This is a genomic window from Zoogloea sp. (assembly GCF_041904905.1).
Classification (GTDB): Bacteria; Pseudomonadota; Gammaproteobacteria; order Burkholderiales; family Rhodocyclaceae; genus Zoogloea.
The window spans coordinates 1-18343 of sequence record NZ_JAYRMI010000075.1 but is presented as its reverse complement, the minus strand read 5'-3'; the positions used below and the strand labels follow the sequence as shown (position 1 = coordinate 18343).

The 18343-nt window shown below is 71.5% G+C and carries 13 protein-coding genes; 6 read left to right on the top strand and 7 right to left on the bottom strand.

The window, feature by feature from the left end:
* The 4 genes from ACE3N6_RS16450 to ybiB all read right to left on the bottom strand — a co-directional run.
* Nucleotides 1-916: molybdopterin-dependent oxidoreductase (locus tag ACE3N6_RS16450; protein ID WP_374246879.1), on the bottom strand; the 916-nt coding region annotated here is incomplete at its 3' end.
* A gap of 123 nt (nt 917-1039) precedes the next feature.
* Nucleotides 1040-7111: a CHAT domain-containing protein gene (locus ACE3N6_RS16445; protein ID WP_374246878.1), complete on the bottom strand. Its 6072-nt coding sequence runs from the start codon at nt 7109-7111 to the stop codon at nt 1040-1042.
* Between the two features lie 86 nt (nt 7112-7197).
* The gene (locus tag ACE3N6_RS16440; RefSeq protein WP_374246877.1) at nt 7198-7998 is read right to left on the bottom strand and encodes a caspase domain-containing protein; all 801 of its coding nucleotides are present in this window, start codon (nt 7996-7998) and stop codon (nt 7198-7200) included.
* A 152-nt stretch (nt 7999-8150) separates the two neighbouring features.
* Nucleotides 8151-9083, bottom strand: a complete 933-nt coding sequence (gene ybiB, locus ACE3N6_RS16435; RefSeq protein WP_374246876.1) for a DNA-binding protein YbiB — start codon at nt 9081-9083, stop codon at nt 8151-8153.
* A 173-nt stretch (nt 9084-9256) separates the two neighbouring features.
* Here ybiB and ACE3N6_RS16430 point away from each other — a divergent pair, with 173 nt between their 5' ends.
* The 6 genes from ACE3N6_RS16430 (at nt 9257) to ACE3N6_RS16405 (ending at nt 13546) form a co-directional block, all read left to right on the top strand.
* On the top strand, nt 9257-10126 hold the full coding sequence (locus ACE3N6_RS16430) for a hypothetical protein (RefSeq protein WP_374246875.1): 870 nt from the start codon (nt 9257-9259) through the stop codon (nt 10124-10126).
* Nucleotides 10127-10207: 81 nt separating this feature from the next.
* The gene (locus ACE3N6_RS16425) at nt 10208-11080 is read left to right on the top strand and encodes an NAD(P)-dependent oxidoreductase (protein ID WP_374246874.1); all 873 of its coding nucleotides are present in this window, start codon (nt 10208-10210) and stop codon (nt 11078-11080) included.
* Nucleotide 11081: 1 nt separating this feature from the next.
* Complete coding sequence (locus tag ACE3N6_RS16420; RefSeq protein WP_374246873.1) at nt 11082-11960, top strand: NAD(P)-dependent oxidoreductase; 879 nt, start codon at nt 11082-11084, stop codon at nt 11958-11960.
* Between the two features lie 8 nt (nt 11961-11968).
* Nucleotides 11969-12469, top strand: a complete 501-nt coding sequence (locus ACE3N6_RS16415) for an LEA type 2 family protein (protein ID WP_374246872.1) — start codon at nt 11969-11971, stop codon at nt 12467-12469.
* Between the two features lie 55 nt (nt 12470-12524).
* Nucleotides 12525-13226 carry an AzlC family ABC transporter permease gene (locus ACE3N6_RS16410; protein WP_374246871.1) on the top strand — a complete coding sequence of 234 codons (702 nt, stop codon included), beginning with the start codon at nt 12525-12527 and terminating at the stop codon, nt 13224-13226.
* Complete coding sequence (locus ACE3N6_RS16405; RefSeq protein WP_374246870.1) at nt 13223-13546, top strand: AzlD domain-containing protein; 324 nt, start codon at nt 13223-13225, stop codon at nt 13544-13546. Before ACE3N6_RS16410 ends, ACE3N6_RS16405 begins: the two co-directional genes overlap by 4 nt.
* A 13-nt stretch (nt 13547-13559) precedes the next feature.
* On the opposite strand, the gene ACE3N6_RS16400 is transcribed toward ACE3N6_RS16405, so the two are convergent.
* From ACE3N6_RS16400 to ACE3N6_RS16390, 3 genes are all read right to left on the bottom strand, one after another.
* Nucleotides 13560-16319: a putative bifunctional diguanylate cyclase/phosphodiesterase gene (locus ACE3N6_RS16400; protein ID WP_374246869.1), complete on the bottom strand. Its 2760-nt coding sequence runs from the start codon at nt 16317-16319 to the stop codon at nt 13560-13562.
* Nucleotides 16320-16409: 90 nt separating this feature from the next.
* Nucleotides 16410-17561, bottom strand: coding sequence for an HD domain-containing phosphohydrolase (locus ACE3N6_RS16395; protein ID WP_374246868.1), 1152 nt, complete (start codon nt 17559-17561; stop codon nt 16410-16412).
* On the bottom strand, nt 17561-18343 hold a 783-nt coding region (locus ACE3N6_RS16390; protein WP_374246866.1), incomplete at its 5' end, for an Hpt domain-containing protein. The genes ACE3N6_RS16390 and ACE3N6_RS16395, both read right to left, overlap by 1 nt.

Genomic DNA, 18343 nt, shown 5'->3' with positions numbered 1-18343 from the left:
CGAAGGAGAACTGGTTGAGCCCCTGGCAGTACATGGACAGGGTTGCCGGCGAGGTGGCGAAGAGCTGCGCCGCCTGCTCGATGGCGTTCTTGTCGAGCCCGCAGATCGACGCGGCCATGGCCGGGGTGTATTCCCGGACGATCTTCTTGAGGGCGTCGAAGCCTTCGGTGTGGGCGTCAATGTAGTCGCGATTCACCCAGCCTTCCCAGAGCATCACGTGGAGCATCGCGTTGTAGAGGGCGATGTCGGTGCCGGGGATGAGGGGCAGGTGCAGATCGGCGGCTTCGGCGGTGTCGGTGCGGCGGGGGTCGATCACCACCAGCTTCATGGCCGGGTTGGCCTTTCGCGCATCCTCGACACGCCGGAAGGCGATGGGGTGGGCGAAGGCGGTGTTGCTGCCGGAGATGAACAGGGCCTGGGTGTGGCGGATGTCGTCGTAGCTGCAGGGCGGCGCGTCGGCGCCCAGGCTCAGCTTGTAGCCGGCTACCGCGCTGGACATGCACAGGCGGGAGTTGGTGTCGAGGTTGTTGCTGCCGATGAGGCCCTTCATCAGCTTGTTGAAGACGTAGTAGTCCTCGGTGAGGAGCTGGCCGGCGCCGTAGATCGCCACGGCGTCGGGGCCGTGCTCGGCGATGATCGTGGCGAATTTATCGGCGGCGGTGTCGAGGGCTAGGTCCCAGCTCACGCGGGTGCGGGGCTCGTTGCGGCTGGCGCGCAGTTCGGGGTGGAGGGCGCGTGCGGCGAGGGTTTCGGGGGCGGCGGAGAGGTGCAGGGTCGAGCCCTTGGTGCACAGCCGGCCGAAGTTGGCCGGGTGATCCGGGTCGCCCCGGACGCCGGTGATGCGTCCGGCTTCGTGTTCGATGACAACACCGCAGCCAACGCCGCAGTAACAGCAGGTGGATTTCGTTTCGGCCATGAGCGCTCCTTTGATGCACGTCTCAAGCAAACCACGTGCCATGCGCTGGAGCGCATTTTTGGGCCCATCCCGGCGGGTTTTGGCACCAGGATGGGGAATCGGTGGGCCAGCACGGTGCGTGGCTCAGGTCTTCTTCTTTTTGCCTGCACCAGCCTTGGGCGTTCCGACGGCGCTTGCTGGGCCGGGCGGCGGCGGGGTGTTCGGGCTTGGGGCGGCTGGCGTGTCGTTGGCAAGATCGGTGGCCAGGGCTGCCAGTGCGGCGGCCCGGTCGGCGTCGCCGGGGGCGCGGCACTTGAGCAGATCGCCGAGGATGCGGATCTGGGCGGTGATGGACTCCCGCTCGCGCGGGGTGGCGCCCACGCCCTGGATGGCGTTGCGATAGGCGGTGGCAAGCGCCTGAACGCTGCCTTCGCCGGTGTGCAGCCAGCAGGCCAGCTGGGCGTCGGCCCACATGGCGGCGTCGAAGAAGTCGTAGCTTTGCTGGAAGCGGACGGCGGAGACGTCCTGGCAGGTTTGGGATTCCTGGCGGAGGTCGGTCGTCGCGCCGAGCAGGGCGTCCAGTTGCAGGCGGTTGAGGTAGCTGTAGGGGTTCCAGCCGGGCGCGCTGTCGGGCGTGCCCTGGCATCGGGCGTAGGCGTCGCGGGATTCGACGAGCACCGGGGCGACCTCTGCCCACGGCTTGCCGCAGCGGGCGAGGACGACGGCCTTGCGCTTGAGGGCGCTGCCGAGGATCGCCTGACGTTCGAGGTTGCGGCCGGCGGTGCCGGGCTCCGGGTCCGGGCCCTCCGCGGCGAGGGCGATCAGGTGGCGCAGGCGGGCGAGGGCGCAGTCTGCCAGGGCGACGGCCGCGTCGTCGGGGGTGTCGACGCTGAGGCGTTCGGCCTGCCGGGCTTCCAGGTTGGCGAGCTGCTCGATGGCCGACAGGGGGACGAGGCCCCGGGAGGCGTCGCTGCCGATGGCCTGCTGCCAGGCTTTGCGGGCGTGCTCGAAGCCGTCCTGGCCGTATTCGGCGTACAGGCGGGCGAGGGCGTGCTGGACGTCCGGCAGGCGGGCCCAGTGGTCGGGCACGTGGCCCAGGCGCGTGCGGACGCGCTGGGCGGTGTGCCGGAAGTCGCCCCCGCTGGCGCGGCCGCGCGGGGCGGCGTCGGGCAGCCGGCATTCGATGCGGCGCTGCTCGATCCAGTCGATGAGTTCGTTGGGTGCGCACATCGGCGCGTCGTCGCTGGCCGGGTTGCGGTGGACCTTGAGCTGGAAGGCGGGGTCGCCGTAGGCCTGGTAGGCGCCCCAGGTGTTGTGGTCGGGGTGGGCCTCGAAGGTGGCCTTGCGGGCGGCGGTGATGGCTTCGCCGAAGCTGGCGTCGTGCTGGGCCATCTGCGCGAAGAAGGTTTCGATGAAGGTGCGCGCGGCGCCGTCGTGCACCTCCCAGCCGGCGGCTACCACGCAGCGCACGCCCATGTCGATCAGCTCCCGGGCGAGGCTGGCGGCGAGCCGGCTGCCGCCGGTGCCGATCTTGCCCAGGTGGCAGCAGTTGAGGAACACCAGATCGGGCACGCATTCCATCTGGCGGATTTCGGCCGCGGTGAGGAGGAGCCCGTTGGAGAGCACCACGCCGCTGCGGCAGGTGCCGTCGGCCGCCCGCAGCCCGTGAACGCCGTGGGCGGAGATCATCAGCAGGCGGTAGGGGCGGGCGTGGAGGCGGGTGAGGACATCCGCCGCCTGGGTGTCGGGCGGGGCCAGGGCGACCTCGTAGCCCACGGTGGAGAGCACCTGCTGGACGGTGTCGGCTTCGGCCGCGGCGCCGGGGAGCGGGGCCAGGCAGTCGGGCTCGGGCTGGCCGTCGGCGCCGATGGCGGGCTTCCAGCCGGGGCCCCCGAACTGGGCGTGGAAGCCCTCGGTGGAGGGCTCGGCGATCACGCAGGCGGACAGGCTGTCGGTGCGCACCACCTGCCGGCGGAAGCTGCCGGTGATGAACTGGCGCACCACCCGGGTGTGCAGCACCATCGGGCTGCCGTCGGTCTCGAGCATTTCCCAGGGCAGGTTGGCGGTGGTCTCGTCCACCATCAGCAGCAGGTTGTTGGCCTGGCGGGCGTCGGCCTTGAAATCCTGCGGCACGAGGAGCTGGAAGAGGGTGGTGCCGAAGCCCGAATCCTTGGCGTAGAGCGTGGGGCTGCGGCTCTTGAGGCGGTCGTCGCAGAGTTTTTCGACGAGGCCCGGCTGGCGGATGTCGACGATGTTTTCGGAGCGCGCCTTGTCGCCCATGTAGGTGAACTTGAGCCGGGTGGCGAAGCGGAGGGTGGGGGCGTCGTCGAGCCAGAAGGGTTGGGGCAGGGCGCCGTCGGGCAGCGCGTCGGCGCAGCCGTAGATGCGCAGGAGCTGGCGCAGGTGCTCGGGCGGGATGGGGGGCTGGAAGCGCGGCGCGGTGCTGTCGGGCGGGCAGGCGGCCTCGTCCCGGTCGGCGTCGCAGACGACCAGCCGCGGCCAGTAGTCGGAGAAGGGCGAGACGCTGAGGCGCTGGCGCACGCCGTCGCCGACGAACAGTTCGTCGGCGGCCTCGAGCGCGAACTTCATCTGCCGGAGTTCGCTCTGGAGGCTGGCGCCGAGCTGGCGCACGGCGTGGGCGGCGGAGATGGCGCTGTCGTGGAAGACTTCGATGAACTGCAGTTCGGCGACCTGGGCGCGGCGGGCGTTGGCGTCAGGGCTGGCGCTGCTCTCGCCGTCGGCGAAATCCCGGTTGGCCATCAGCACGCCCAGCACCACCGCCTTCACCGATTCGGCCACGTCGAGCTGCAGCGCCGAGTTGGTGCCGATGAGCAGCGAGGCGAGCTTGAGGCGGAGGGTGCCGCCCTCGGGCGGGCGGGCCGCCGGCGTGCCGGCCTGTTCTTCGCCGTAGCGGTCGGCGGCGTGGAGGAGGTAGCGCAGCACGCCGCCGCGCACGGCCTCGGTCACCCCGTCGGCGGTGAGCTTGCCCATTTCGCCCAGGCCCACCACCACCGCGCCGCGGCCGGTCTGGCGGTGACGTTCGGCCGGGGTGCGGGGCATCAGCACGATGGAGGCGTTACCCAGCTCGCCGGTGTGGATGCCGAGCCGCTGGCGCTGGCTGAGGGCGCCCCGGACGAGGTGCCGGTCGATCGCCCCTTCGGCGGCAGCGATGGGGTCGCCCCGGTAGTGGCCGCACAGCACCGGGATGTGCACGAAGCGCAGGTCCATCGCGCTGACGGATACTTTCAGGCTGCGGGGGCGGCTGCGGGCCGGGCGCAGGCGGCCGCCGAGCAGGCGGGCGGTGGCTTCGGGCGGGGATGGGTAGCCGGCCGGCGGGCCGGCGCGGTATTCGCGCACGGCGGCGGTGTCGGTGCCGCCGCGGCTCACCGGCAGCCGGCCAAGGGTGCGCGGCGTGCCCCGCGCGAGGAGCGACTCGATGTCGTCGAAGTAGTCTTCGGTGCTGGTGAGCCCCATGTGATCGACCGGCATCAGCCACTGGCGGTCGTCCGGCAGCTTCGCCAGCCGGCCGGAGGCCCAGGTGACCGAGCCGTCGCCCGCGGACGTGCCGCGCAGCAGGATGCCGCCGCCCTGCTGTTCGACGACCCCGCAGGGGGTGTTGTCGCTTTGCCCGAAGACGTAGGCGATCCGTTCGGGAGCCTTGGTCACCCAGCCGGTGTCGGCCACGGTCTGCCAGAAGGCGGCGGCCTGCTCCAGCACCTGGGCGGTCGGCTTGCCGCCGAGGGCGCGGCCGAACCACAGGTCGTGGTTGATGTCGGCGAGGGCGCGCCAGGTTTCCGGGCGGTAGTAGTCGCGTACGGCGGTGTTGCCGGTGTCGAGAAAGCCCGGCGCCGGCAGCAGATGCACCGCGCCGGGAAAGCCGGCGACGATGTCGAGGATCTGCTGCAGCTTGTGGCGGAAGTCCAGGCGTGCCAGCAGGCGGATGGTGTCGGACTGGCCGAGCAGGGTCTCGACGAACAGGTGCGAGCCGTGGTTGGGGGTGCCGAGCATCACCAGGCGGCCTTCCGGGCGGGCGACGAGGGCGTCCCACAGGCTTGGCCGGTGGGCGATGGCGGCGCGCACCACGAGGCCGCCCATGCTGTGGGCGAGGATGCGCACGGCGGTGTCGGGGTTGTCGTCGAGGAGCTTGGTCAGCCGGTCGGCCAGCTGCTTGCCGAGGCTGGCGATGGGCTGGCGCCAGTCGTAGTCGACGAGTTCGACCCGGTGGGTCTTGCCCAGGCGTTCGACGAGCTTGCCGTAGGCCAGGGACACCAGCCCGTCCGCGGCGACGGTGGCCTCGCTGTCGAAGGCGATCTGGCCAAGGCTGCCCCGGGCGAGGTCGAGGGGGGCGAGCCACACGCGACGCCGGTCCGCCTTGAGGTGGCTGCCCATGATGCCGGGCAGGACGACGAGGATCGGGGCGTGGCCTCCGCCGCGGGAGGCGGGCGCGTTGGGGGGCGCCACCCGGTCGTCGGGGTCGATTGCCGGCAGCGCGCGGGTGGCCCACTCCGGCAGCTTGGCGGGCTCTGCGTCGGTGAGCCAGCGGAGCAGCGCAGTGGGCAGCGGCAGGCCGTCGGCGGTGGCAGTGTCGTCGCGGAAGTAGCGGAAGTGATTGACGTTCTCGCCCTGGACGAAGATCGCCCGGGCCTGGGCCCGGTAGGCCAGGCCGCCGTACATCGAGGCGGTGTCCACCACCAGGTCGTTGTCGGCTTTGTCGAAGAACATCCAGTCGGTGAACATCGTGCCGAGGCGCTTGGCGAGGCCGCCGCCTTCGATGTCGCCGGCGACGATCGCCATGCGGGTGTCGGCCCGGTGGGGCGCGGACGCGAGCAGCATGCCCATGGCGGAATCCGGCAGCATGGCCTCGATGCCCGGCAGCAATTGGGGGTCGAGCCGGCGGTTGGCGATCTCGACGACGATGCGGGTGAGCACGGCGATGCCCTTGTCGGTGGCGGCCTTGGCGGCGGCCCCGGCGCCAAAGCCCGCTGCCGCGCCTGCCGCGGCGCCTGCTGCCCAGCCGCCGGCCTTGCGGATGAGGTTGAGCAGGCCCGACAGGAAGACCTCCAGGTTGTCGGTGAGCAGCGCGGTGCCCCGCGCCGGGCAGGCCACCCGCACGTAGCGGGCGATCCGGAAGCGCTTGGTGCCGAGCAGCCTGAAGAGTTCGGCGAGCTTGGCCTGCTCCTGCTGGACGAAGCGTTCCCGGTCGGCGCGGGCGTCGGGGCTGGACGGGGCGTCGTGGCGGGGCGCCGGGCGATAGTCGAGGACGAGGGCGGCGAGGGTGGCTGCGTTGTCCGGGCTGGCGTCGATGCACAGCAGGTCGCCCACCAGGCCGCCGCGGGAGTGGGTGACGATGGAGAACTGCGCGCCTTCCGGCAGCACCTGGGCGAGGGCGAGGGCGTTGTCGATGGGGCTCTCGGAGAAGCTGTGGTGCTCGAAGCCGAACAGGCGGCCGTCGAACCCGTCCGCCAGCTTCTGCCAGCTCCGGGTGCCGGGCAGCTGGCCGAAGCCGCCCAGGGTGTGGGAGCCGGTGCCGTGGATGAAGATCAGCCCCGGCTCGTTGGCCAGGGCTTTGACCGCCGGGGCCTGCTCGGTGAGTGGGGTCTGGGCCTCGATGGCGCCGCCGTCCCAGGGGTAGAGGCCGGGCGCCTGGCGGCCGCGTTCTTCGATGGCCCACACGATGGCCTTGGCGCCGGCGTGGGTGCAGGCGGCCACCGCCAGATCCTCCAGCGCGGTGCCGGTGAGTTCGGCCAGCTTGCGGCGGGCCTGGGCGCTGAGATCGTCCTCCTTCACGACCAGGGCGGAGAGCCTGCGCCACACCCAGTCGCCCACGCTCCGGGTCTGGGCGTCGCGGGGGCGCAGGGCGGCCAGATCGAGGCTGCCGTCGTCGTGGCGCAGCTCGGGCCGGGTGGCGGCGAGGCGGTCGAGGCGTTCGGCCAGGGCGTCGGCGCGGATGAAGACGGTGGTGCCGTCGGCGGCTTCCAGCGCGAGCAGGCGGGCGTCGGGTTCGACCTTCACCTCGCGGCCTGCGTCGCCCCGGGCCCGGGGGCCGATGTCCCAGCTTTCGGCCACCGCCACGTTGCCCAGGATCGGGTCGAGGGCGCCGGCTCCGTTGCCCCGGCTGGCGGTGCCGACGAGGGCGGCGGGGAGGGCCCGCGCGCGGCCGGGGGCCGGGTCGGGGGCGGTGGCGAGACGCAGGGGGGGCAGGGCCGGGGTGGTCATGGCGCGGACTCCGGGAGGACGGGGCCAGCGGGCAGGCCGGCCCGCCCAGGGCGGGCCGGGAGCGCTGGCGGTGAGACCTCAGGCGATCAGGCGAACACCTTCCAGGCCTTGGCGGTGCGGCTGCCGAAGAGCTGCGGGTTCTGGGGCAGCTGGTTGGTGGGCAGGTAGGTGGGGCTGATGGCCTTGAACCAGTCGGCGTAGCTGGCATTGGCCGGCAGGCTGGCCAGGGCCTTGAGGGCGTAGTAGGTGAAGGCGCCGTTGGGGCGGCCCTTGAAGCGGGTGTCCCAGCTGAACTGGGCGTCGGTGCAGCCGGCCATCAGCAGGTCGCCGCCGCTGCGCGACAGGCCGCCGAGGCTGGGGAGGGTGAGGCCGCGACTTGCGGGGGGCAGGTCTTCGGGCTTCATCCAGACGCTGGGCGGCAGAAAGCGGGCGCGGGGCAGGCCGGGGTCGAGGTCGCTGTCGTCGCCGCGGGTGACGCTGCCGGAGTGGCAGCTGTCGGAGATCAGGAGCACCCGCACGCCGGGGGCGTGGTTGCCGAAGATGACCGCGATCTCGTCGTCGAGCAGCACCTTGCCGGCGCCGATGTCCCATGGGCACAGGCCCTCGTCGCGGCCGTCGGGCTCGTCGCCGTTCCGGTCGGGCACCCAGGTGCCGTGACCGGAGTAGGTGATGACCACGGTGTCGCCCCGCGCTGCGCCGGCGATGAGCGCGCTCATGGCGCCGACCATGGCAGCCTTGGTGGCCTGGGCGTCGATCAGCTTGGTGACGGCGAAGCCTCGGGCGGCGAGCGCTGCGGCCCAGTCGTTGGCGTCATTGACGCAGCCGGAGAGGTCGTTCTGGGTGCCGGGATAGTCGTTGATGCCGATGCACAGTGCCTTCTTGGTCATGGTGGATCTCCTTTCCGGGAGAAGGGCTGTCCGGGGGAACGGCCCGGGGGATGACAAACGCTCTGTGCTCAGTTAAGCAGAGCCGCATCAAAGGTCAATGGCTATCCGATGAAGGGTTGACGTAAGGACAGAAAAACCTTGCAAGTCCGGTTTCAGGCCTGGGCGCGGGGCTCGCCGGCGAGGGTTTTCAGGGCGCCGACCTGATCGAGGATGGGCTGCGGAACGGCCACCTCGCCGGCGAGCATGGCCTGGATCAGCGCGGCGTTGGCGCCCACCTCGGGGTTGTCGGGCAGGCCCTCCAGCGGCGGCGCGCCGCCTTCTTCGGCCGGGAAGGCGATGCCCGCCGCGCCGTGGGCGAAGGTTTCGAGCTGGGGCCGGCGGCGGGGGTTGGCGAAGGCTTCGCCCTCGGTGCCCCGCAGCAGCAGGCCGACGCCCTGGGTGGCGACCAGGTGGGCGTGCATCCGTTCGAGGTACTCGGGGTGGGTGACCGAGACCACCCGCACGCTGTGGCCGGGGGCCGGGTCGAGGAGCTTGGCGAGGGTGTGGGCGCTGTTGCGCACGCCCAGGCGAACCCGCGTGGCGAGGATCGGCTCGAGCCCCGGGGCCAGCAGGTCGAGGGGCAGGCAGGCCAGGCGGCGACCGCCAAGCTGGGCTTCGGCCGCGGCGATGCTGGCGGCGGGCTGGATGCCGAGGGCGTCGAGGAGCGCGAAGGGGCTCACCCGGCTTTCGAAGTCATGACGGCCCTGGATCAGCACCGGCACGCCGGCGCGGGCCAGCAGCAGGGCCACCAGGGGCATCAGGTTGGCCTGGCGGCGGGCGCCGTTGTAGGTGGGCAGCACTACCAGCCGGGGGCCGGCGGGCACGCCGACGCGGGCGGTGCGGGCGTCGAGGGCGCGCTGGAAGCCCACCAGCTCGTCGCGGGATTCGGCCTTGATGCGCATCGACAGGATGATGGCGCCCAGCTCCAGATCGGGCACGCGGCCGTCCATCATGTCGCCGAAGAGGGAGTCGGCCTGGTCGGCGGTGAGGGGTTTGGAGCCTTTCGGCCCGCGGCCGATTTCCTTGATGAAGGGGGCGTAGGACATGGTTGGGGTGCGGGAGGCGGGTGGACGATGGGTCGAGTGTAGCGGAAGGCCCCGGGGGCGGGGAGGCGCGGTTTTCTTTCCATCGGCCGGGCGGGGAGCTATCTTGCCTTGAGGCCCCCGCATGTCGCGGGGCGCTCGCTGCCACCGCGCGACCGGACCCGGAAGGAGAGAACATGCCCCCCGTTGCTGCCACGTCCCAGGTTGGGACGACTTATCTCGAGGTGAATGGCCAGGCTTTTCCGGTGATGGCGTGCAGCCTGCCCGACATCGGCTGGGAGACCGTGGCGTCGGCGGGGCCCGAGGGCCGGCGCAGGCTGGGGCCCGCGAAGCTGGGGCCGCTCACGGTGCGTTTCACCCCGCCCGCGATGACGCCGCTGGCGGGCTGGGTGGAGGCGCTGGCCGGAAACCGGATGGATCTGCTCGATCTGGCGGTGCTGCTGACCGACGGGAACGGCAAGGTGCGCGAACGGCTGCAGCTTGTGGGGTGCGTGCTGACGGGCTTGCGCTTTCCCGAATGTTCGGCGGCCGACAAGGACATCTTCGCGGTCGAGGCGGTGTTCGAGCCGACGGCGTTGGCGGTGGGGGCGAGCGGCGCCACGGTGAAGCCGGCGGCCCCCGGGCGGGCCAAGAAGTGGCTGGCGGCGAACTTCTCGGTGTCGATGCCCGACCTGCCGACGACGCGGATCGGCCGGGTGGGGGCGATCTCCCTCTCCCGCACGCTGGTGAGCGAGCACGCCGGGCGGGTGGGCACGGTGAGGCGGCCGGGGCCGGTGGCGCTGTCGCCGCTGGCGCTCACGGTGGTCGGGCCGGACTGCAGCGTGTGGCGCGACGCGGCGCTCAAGCAGATGGCCGGCGGCGCCCCGGTGGGCCCACGCGTGGTGCATGTCGAGTTGCGCGACGTGAGCCTGAAGAGCGTGCTGGCGAGCTTCCGCTTCGAGGTGCTGGGCCTCTCGGGCTTCAGCTTCGATCCGCCCGGCGCTGCCGGTGTGGCGGGGGCCACCGCCCGCTTCGAGCTGGAGAGCCTGCAGTTCAGCGTCGAGTGACGGGGGCGCTGCCGGTTTCCCTACTTCCCTTGCCCGGGGCGGGCCGCTAACCTCTCGTTTTTTCGCGCGCGGGAGCAGGGCATGAAAATCGGGTTCGTCGGTCTGGGCATCATGGGGCGCCCGATGGCGCTGAACATTCTGAAGGGCGGTTTCGACCTGACCGTCTGGGCGCGCCGGGCCGAATCCATGGCGCCGCTGCTGGAGGCCGGCGCCAGGGGCGCGGCCAGCCCGGCCGAGGTGGCCGCGGCGTGTGACGTCGTGGTGTCGATGGTGTCGGACGCGCCGGACGTGGAGCAGGTGGCCCTGGGCGCCGGTGGCGTGGCCGAAGGCGCGAAGCCGGGCCTGATCTACATCGACATGAGCACCATCGCCCCGGCGGCGGCGCAATCGATTGCCGCGCGGCTGGCCGAGCGGGGCGTGACCATGCTCGACGCGCCGGTGTCGGGCGGCGAGGTGGGGGCGATCAACGCCGGGCTCACCATCATGGTGGGTGGCGATGAGGCGGCCTTCGAGAAAGCGAAGCCGGTGCTGGCCTGCATGGGCAAGTCGGTCAATCTGATCGGCGGCGCCGGTGCCGGCCAGGTGACCAAGGCCTGTAACCAGATCCTCACCGGCGTGACGGTGATGGCGGTGGCCGAGGCCTTCAACTTTGCCCGCAAGAGCGGTGTGGATGCGGGCAAAGTGCGCGAGGCGCTGCTGGGCGGCTTTGCCTACAGCCGCATCCTCGAGAACCACGGCCAGCGCATGCTCGAGCGCAACTTCAAGCCGGGCTTCAAGGCCTGGATGCACCAGAAGGACATGAACATCGTGGTGCAGGAGGCGCACCGCCTGGGCCTGATGCTGCCCACCAGCGCGGCCACGGCGCAGCTCTTCAACGGGATGGTCGGCAGCGGCTTGGGCGAGGAGGATTCCATCGCCGCGCTGAAGCTGCTGGAAAGCCTGTCGGGGGGCTGAGATGCGCGTCGGTTTTGTGGGGCTGGGGGTGATGGGCCTGCCGATGGCGGGCCACCTGATCCGGGCCGGGCACGAGGTGGCGGTGTGGGCGCGGCGGCCTGACGCCGCCGCCGACATCGCCGCGGCCGGTGCGGCCGTATGCGCCACGCCGGCCGCGCTGGCCGCCCGCAGCGAGGTGGTGATCTCGATCATCACCGCGAGCGCCGACGTGGAGCACCTGGCGCTCGGGCCGGATGGGCTGATCGGCGGTTTTGCCCCCGGCGCGATTCACGTGGACATGAGCACCATCGCCCCGGCCACCGCCCGCAAGCTGGCTGCGGCCTACGCCGCGCGGGGCGTCGGCTGGCTGGACGCGCCGGTTTCCGGCGGCGAGGTGGGCGCGCGGGAGGCAAGCCTGGCGATCATGGCCGGTGGCGAGGCGGCGGTGCTGGAGCAAGTCCGCCCGCTGTTCGACTGCCTGGGCAAGACGGTGGTGCACATCGGCGAGGCCGGTGCCGGCCAGGTGGCCAAGGCGTGCAACCAGATGGTCATGGTGAACGTGATCCAGGCCGCGGCCGAGGCGATGCGGCTGGCGGGCGCCCACGGGCTGGATGCCGGTAAGGTGATCGCCGCGCTGGCGGGCGGGTCGGCCGGGTCGCGGGTGCTCGACACGATGGGCGGGCGCATGGCGCGGCGGGATTTCGTCGCCGGCATCCAGTCGCGCCTGCATCACAAGGATTTTGCGATCCTGATGGACGAGGCCCGCAAGCTGGGCGCGCCGCTGCCCATCGCGGCCCAGACCTGGCAGCAGCTCAACGCGCTGATGGGGCTGGGCGGCGGCAGGCTGGATACGTCCAGCCTGCTGCGGGTGCTCGAATCGCCGCTGGAAGGACTGGAGTGAGGGCTGGGATGGATCGTCGTCGTTTCGTGGCGCTGGCTTTGGCTGGCGCGTTGCTGGGGGGCTGTGCCGGCTCCACCTTCCGGCCGCTCAAGCCGGAGGTGTCGGTGGCGGACATCCGCGTGGAGGGCGGCAACCTGCTGGAGCAGCGCTTCCTGCTGACCCTGCGGGTGACCAACCCCAACCGCTTCGAGATCCCCGTCGAGGGGCTGAGCTTTACCCTCGAGGTGGCCGGCGAGCCCTTTGCCCGCGGGGTGGGCAACAAGCCGGTGACGATTCCGGCGCTGGGCGAGGCGCTGGTGGAGGTGAAGGCCACCGCCGGGCTCGCCGGGCTGGCGATGCGCCAGTTCAAGAACCTGGGCAAGGGCGTGGACAAGCTGGAATACCGGCTGAAGGGGCAGCTGGTGACCGGCAACTTCGGTGGCTACGATTTTGACCAGAAGGGCGAGCTTGACCCGGCCAGGCTCTTGCGCGACGGGCGGCCTGCCAGGCCGGCTTCCGAGCAGTTCTAGTTCCGATTCCCTGCCGCCGGCTTCTCCGTTGGGGGAGACCGGCTGGATCTTCTGCATGTCTTCCAGATTGTCCGAATTCCTCGCGGGCTGCCGCGACGAGGCGCCGCTGCTGCTGGGCGTGGCGCCCTTCGGGATGCTCTACGGCATCGGCGCGCTGGCCGCCGGCATGCCGCCGTGGCTGGCCCAGGCGGCGTCGGCGGTGGTGTTCGCCGGGGCCGCCCAGCTGGTCATCGTGCAGATGCTGGCGGCGGGCGCCGGGGCGCTGCCGACCGGGCTCACTGCCGGCCTGCTGAACCTGCGCCACGTGCTGTACGGCGTGTCGATGGCCGAGCATGTGCGGCACCTGCCCAGGCGCTGGCGGATGGCGCTGGCCTACCTGCTGACCGACGAGGCTTACGCGGTGGCGATCCTGCGCTACCAGGCGAAGCCCCGCCCGGGCGCCGGGCCGGATCTGCGCCATTGGTACTTTCTGGGCTGCGGTTTCACCCTGTGGGCGGCGTGGCAGCTGTCTACCGCGGCGGGTCTGCTGTTCGGCGCCACGGTGCCGGCGGAGTGGGAGATGGATTTTGCCGTGCCGCTCACCTTCATCGCGCTCCTTGCGCAGCCCATGCGCGAGGGGGCGGGGCGGGTGGCTGCGCTGGTGGCGGCGGTGGCGGCCCTGGCGCTGGCGGCGCTGCCCTTCCGGCTGGGGCTGGTGCTGGCGATCCTGCTGGGCTTGCTGGCGGGGGCACTGGCCGCCAAGCGGGGCCGGGAATGACGACGGGTGCGCTGGTCGGCCTGCTGGCAGCGGTGGGCCTTGTCACCTTTCTGTTCCGCTACGCGACGATCGGGCTGTTTGCCGGGAGGCGCCTGCCGGGCTGGCTGCACGCCTTGTGCCAGTACATCGCGCCGGCGAGCTTTGCGGCGCTGACCGCCGGCGAGCTGTTCATCCACGGGGGCGAGGCGGTGCTGTCGCTGCTGGCGCCCAAGCCCTGGGCGGCCCTGGTGGCGGCGCTGGTGGCGTGGCGCACCGGCAGCGTGCTGGCCACCATCGGGGCGGGGATGGGGGCGCTCTACGCGCTGAAGTGGCTGCTGTGAGGCGGGCGTGCGGTCAGGCCACGGCGAGGGAGACCTCGCGGGTGGCGCGGCGGGTGCGCAGCAGCCGGGTCATGTCGTCGGCGCTCATGGGGCGGCTGCACAGGTAGCCCTGGTAGGCGTCGCAGCGCCAGCGGCGCAGCAGGGCGAGCTGGGCGTCGGTCTCGACGCCTTCGGCGACCACTTCGAGGCGCAGGGTGTGGGCCATCGCCACGATGGTCTGGGCGATGGCGGCGTCGTCGGCCTGGGTGACGATCTCGTCGATGAAGGAGCGGTCGATCTTGAGCCGGTCGATGGGGAAGCGCTTGAGGTAGGCGAGGCTGGAGTAGCCGGTGCCGAAGTCGTCCACCGACAGCTGCAGGCCCAGCTTCTTGCATTCGGCGAGCAGGTTGCGGGTGTGCTCGGGGTTGCGCATCACCAGGCTTTCGGTGAGTTCCAGATCGAGGAAGGCGGGGGCGAGGCCGGTGTCGGCAAGGGCGCCGCGGATGGTGTCGAGGAGGCCGGCGTCGTCGAACTGGCGGGCCGAGAGGTTGACGCTGACCGGCACGTAGCTGAGCCCCGCGGCCTGCCAGGCCTGGTTCTGGCGGCAGGCTTCGTGGAGCACCCAGGCGCCGATGGGCACGATCAGGCCGGCTTCCTCGGCGATGGGGATGAACACGTCCGGGGCGATCATGCTGCCGTCGGGCTGGCGCCAGCGGATGAGGGCTTCCATGCCGATCAGTTCGCCGCTGAGGGTGTCCACCTGGGGTTGGTAGAACAGGGCCAGCTGGCCTTCCTCCACGGCCCGGCGCAGCCGGTTTTCCAGGTCGAGCCGTTCGCTGAAGCGTTCGGACAGGCCGCGGTCGAAGAACTGGTAGTTGTTGCGGCCGCGCTCCTTGGCCAGATACATGGCGGTGTCGGCGTGCTTGATGAGGGCGGCGCCGTCCAGGCCGTCGTTGGGGAAGAGGGCGATGCCGATGCTGAGGGTGACGGTGAGCTGGCGCCCGTGCAGCTCGAAGGGCCGCGACAGGCTGGTCAGGATGCGTTCGGCCACGTCTTCGGGCATCGAGCCGGTGTCGAGGTTGTCGAGGACGATCACGAACTCGTCGCCGCCGGTGCGGGCCACCAGATCGCCGTCGCGCACGCAGGCGCGCAGGCGCTGGGCGACGGCGAGCAGGAGTTCGTCGCCGGCCTGGTGGCCAAGGGTGTCGTTGACGTACTTGAAGCGGTCCAGGTCGGTGAACAGCACGGCGGCGCCCCGCTGCCGCTCCCGGGCGCCTTCGATGGCTTCGGTGAGGTGGGCGTTGAGCAGGGTGCGGTTGGGCAGCGAGGTGAGGCTGTCGTAGTGGGCGAGGTGGCGGATGCGCCGCTCGGCGTCGTGGCGCTGGGTGACGTCGGCGACGATGCCCAGGTAGCCGCGGACGTTGCGGTGGGCGTCCTGCACTTCGCTGACGCTCAGGTTGGCGGGGAAGCTGCTGCCGTCGCGGCGGCGCAGGGTCACCTCGCGGGTGTGGCCGAGGGTGGCGGTGGTGAGGGCCAGGAAGCCGCCGCTGTCCTGCCGCAGCGCCCAGCGGGCGATGTCGTCGGGGGTGTGGAAGACCAGCGGGGTCTGGCGGCCGATGAGTTCGTCGGCGCGGTAGCCGAACATCCGCTCGGCGGCCGGGTTGAGGACGCGGATGATGCCCGAGGCGTCGGTGTAGACGATGGCGTATTCGGCGCAGTCGAGGATGGCCCGCTGCAGGGTGGTGGTCTCGCGCAGCAGGGCTTCGGAGCGGGCGTGCTTTTCCACTTCGTGCTCGAGCAGGCGGTTGGCGTCGCCCAGGGCCTTGACGTACTGCTCCAGCGAGGCGTTGGCGTCGCCCAGGGCGAGGGTTTTTTCGTCCACCTGCCGGCGGACGGCGTCGGCGCGGGTCTGCAGCACGTAGGCCATCAGGGCGGCCAGGGCGGCCAGGATGGCGCCCGAGAGGAATTGGGCGCCGGCGTCGCGGCCGATGACCAGATCGGCCATCTCCCGGTCGGCGTTGGCGATGACCAGCCAGTGGCGGTCGGCAAAGGCGAAGCCGTCGGCAAAACTCGTCCGGCCGATGCGGAAGGTGGGGCTGCGATGGACCGGCAGGTCGGCGCTGGCGTCGGCGTCGACGATCTCGAGTTCGAAGGGGGGTGGCCCGTTGGTGGGATAGGTGGCCTTGAAGGCGTGTTCGAGCAGGGTGTCCACCGAGACCTGGAGGAACAGCAGTTCGCGGGCGTCGTCGGCGTCGCGGCCGATGGGGCTGACGATGAGCACCGCGGTGTGCGGCGGGCCGCTGCCGCCGGGCAGGGCGAAGGGGGCGGTGGTGCGGGTTTCGGTGTCGGCGGGCAGGCTCGCGATCCGGGCCAGCAGCGAGGCGGGCAGGGGGGCGTGGTCGAGGCCGGCGGGGGCGATGCGGGCGGTGAGGGTGGCCCGGCCGCCGTCGAGGCGCAGGGTGCCGATCTGCACGATCTCGGGGTTGTGGGCGAAGACCGGGGAGACGATGCGCCCGAGCTGGGCGCGGGTGGCGCGGGTGGCGTGGGGGGCGATGGCGAGCTGGCCGCTGAGGATGTCGGCCTGACGGAGCAGGCCTTCGGCGCGCTCGTGCAGGTGGATGACCTGCTCCTGGGCCAGCAGGTGCAGGCGTTCGCGGGCGTTGGCGGCCTCGTCGCGCAGGGCGTTGCGGTAGTTATCCACCGCGAGGGCCAGCACCACCGTGAAGACGATTGCGGCCAGCCCGTATCGGCGAAGGAGGGCGACAACCGGGCGGGGTGTCGGGTGGGGCGGCATCGGGTCTCCTGACGGACGAAAAACAGGCTGTGCCGGTTTTCTGCCCGGCTGACCTTTTACGGATGCCGGCCTGGGTTCTTGAGCGGGGGGTTAGTCGCCGAAGACCAGTCGCAGGCGGGCGGCCTCTGCCGCTTCGTCCACGTCCACGTCGGCGAAGCGCTGGGCGATGTTGTGGAACTCGTCCTGAAGGGCCAGGAAGGCTTCGACGATCCGGGGGTCGAAGTGGCTGCCACTGCCGGCGCGGAGGGCTTCGACGGCTTCGAGGTGGCCGATGGCGGGTTTGTACACGCGCTTGCTGATGAGGGCGTCGTAGACGTCGGCCACCGCCATCAGGCGGGCGGCGAGGGGGATGCGTTCGCCGGCGAGGCCCTGGGGGTAGCCGCTGCCGTCCCACTTTTCCTGGTGGGAGTAGGCGATCTCCTTGGCGTAGCGCAGGAAGCGGGCCGACACGCCGAAGAGGGTCTCGGCCCGGCTGATGGCGTCGCGCCCGAGGGTGGTGTGGGTCTTCATCACTTCGAACTCGGCCGCGGTGAGCTTGCCGGGCTTGAGGAGGATGCGGTCGGGGATGCCGACCTTGCCGATGTCGTGGAGCGGGGCCGACTTGTACATCAGGTCGATGTTCTCGTCGGTGAGTTCGGCGGCGTAGCGGGGGTCGGCCTGGAGGTGGCGGGCGAGCAGGCGCAGGTAGGATTGGGTCCGGCGGATGTGGTTGCCGGTTTCGTTGTCGCGGGTCTCGGCCAGGGAGGCCATGGCGACGATGGTGGCGTCCTGGATGAGGGAGAGTTCGCGTGTGCGGCGGGAGACTTCCTGTTCGAGGTAGCTGTTGCGGTCGCGCAGGAAATCGCTGGCGGCCTTGAGGGTGAGGTGGTTGCGGATGCGGGTGAGCACCAGCGGCGGGCTGATCGGCTTGGTGATGTAGTCCACCGCGCCGGCGTCGAAGCCGAACTGTTCGTCCATCTCCTCGTTGCGCACGGTGAGGAAGATCACCGGGATGTTGGCGGTGAGCGGGTCGTTCATGAGCCGGCTGCACACTTCGTAGCCGTCCATGTCGGGCATGCTTACGTCGAGGAGGATGAGATCCGGCACCGGCTTGCTGCCGGCCAGCTGGAGGGCGCGGTTGCCGCTGGTGGCGATGCGGGTGCGGAAATCGGCCCGGTGCAGGCAGTCGACGATCGGTTCGATCGACTCCGGTGCGTCGTCCACGACCAGGATGAGCGGGCGATGGCTGTCGGTGGGATGCATCAGGTGGGGTCTCCGGGCGGGGTCTTCACCGCGAGCGCACGGGTGAGGCAGGCCAACGCTTCATCATAATCGTAGTGCTGCAGCGCGTTCGAGATTTGTCCAGTTTTTTCAATCCCGATTCGGGCGGCGAGGTCGGGGCGCAGGGCGCGGAAGGCGGCTGGGGCGGCGCCGTCGGCGTTGCGTAGCTGGCGCGCGAGCGCGTCGGCGGCGTGCCGGAAGGCGTCGTCGTCGAGCTTGGCGACGGTGTCGGGGGCTTCCGGGGGCAGGCGGGATTCGAGCAGGGCCACCAGGCTGGTCAGCTCGGCCGACAGGGCGGGGAGTTCGGCCAGGGCTTCGCCGGCGCCGGCGCCCTGGCGCAGGATGGCTTCGAGGTGGCGGGCGGCGTCGCGCAGGGCGTTGGCGCCCAGGTTGGCGGCGGCGCCGCGCAGGGTGTGGGCGATGCGCTCGGCCTCCTGGCGGTTGCCGGCGGCCAGCGCGGCTTCGATGCGGTCGGCGCTGCCGGCGTGGCCGGTGACGAGCCGGCGCAGCAGGCGCAGGTAGGCGGCGGTGTCGTGGTTGACCCGCCGCAGGGCGCCGGCCACGTCGAGCCCGGGCAGGTCGGGCAGGCCGTCGACCGGGGCGGGGCCGGGCTGGCGGGTGTGGCGCAGGATGGCTTCGAGCAGGCGCTCGGGCACGATGGGCTTGGCCACGTGGTCGTTCATGCCGGCGTCGATGCACTGGTGGCGCTGCTCGGCCATGTCGTGGGCGGTCATGGCGATGATGGGCAGGGCGGCGAGGCGGGT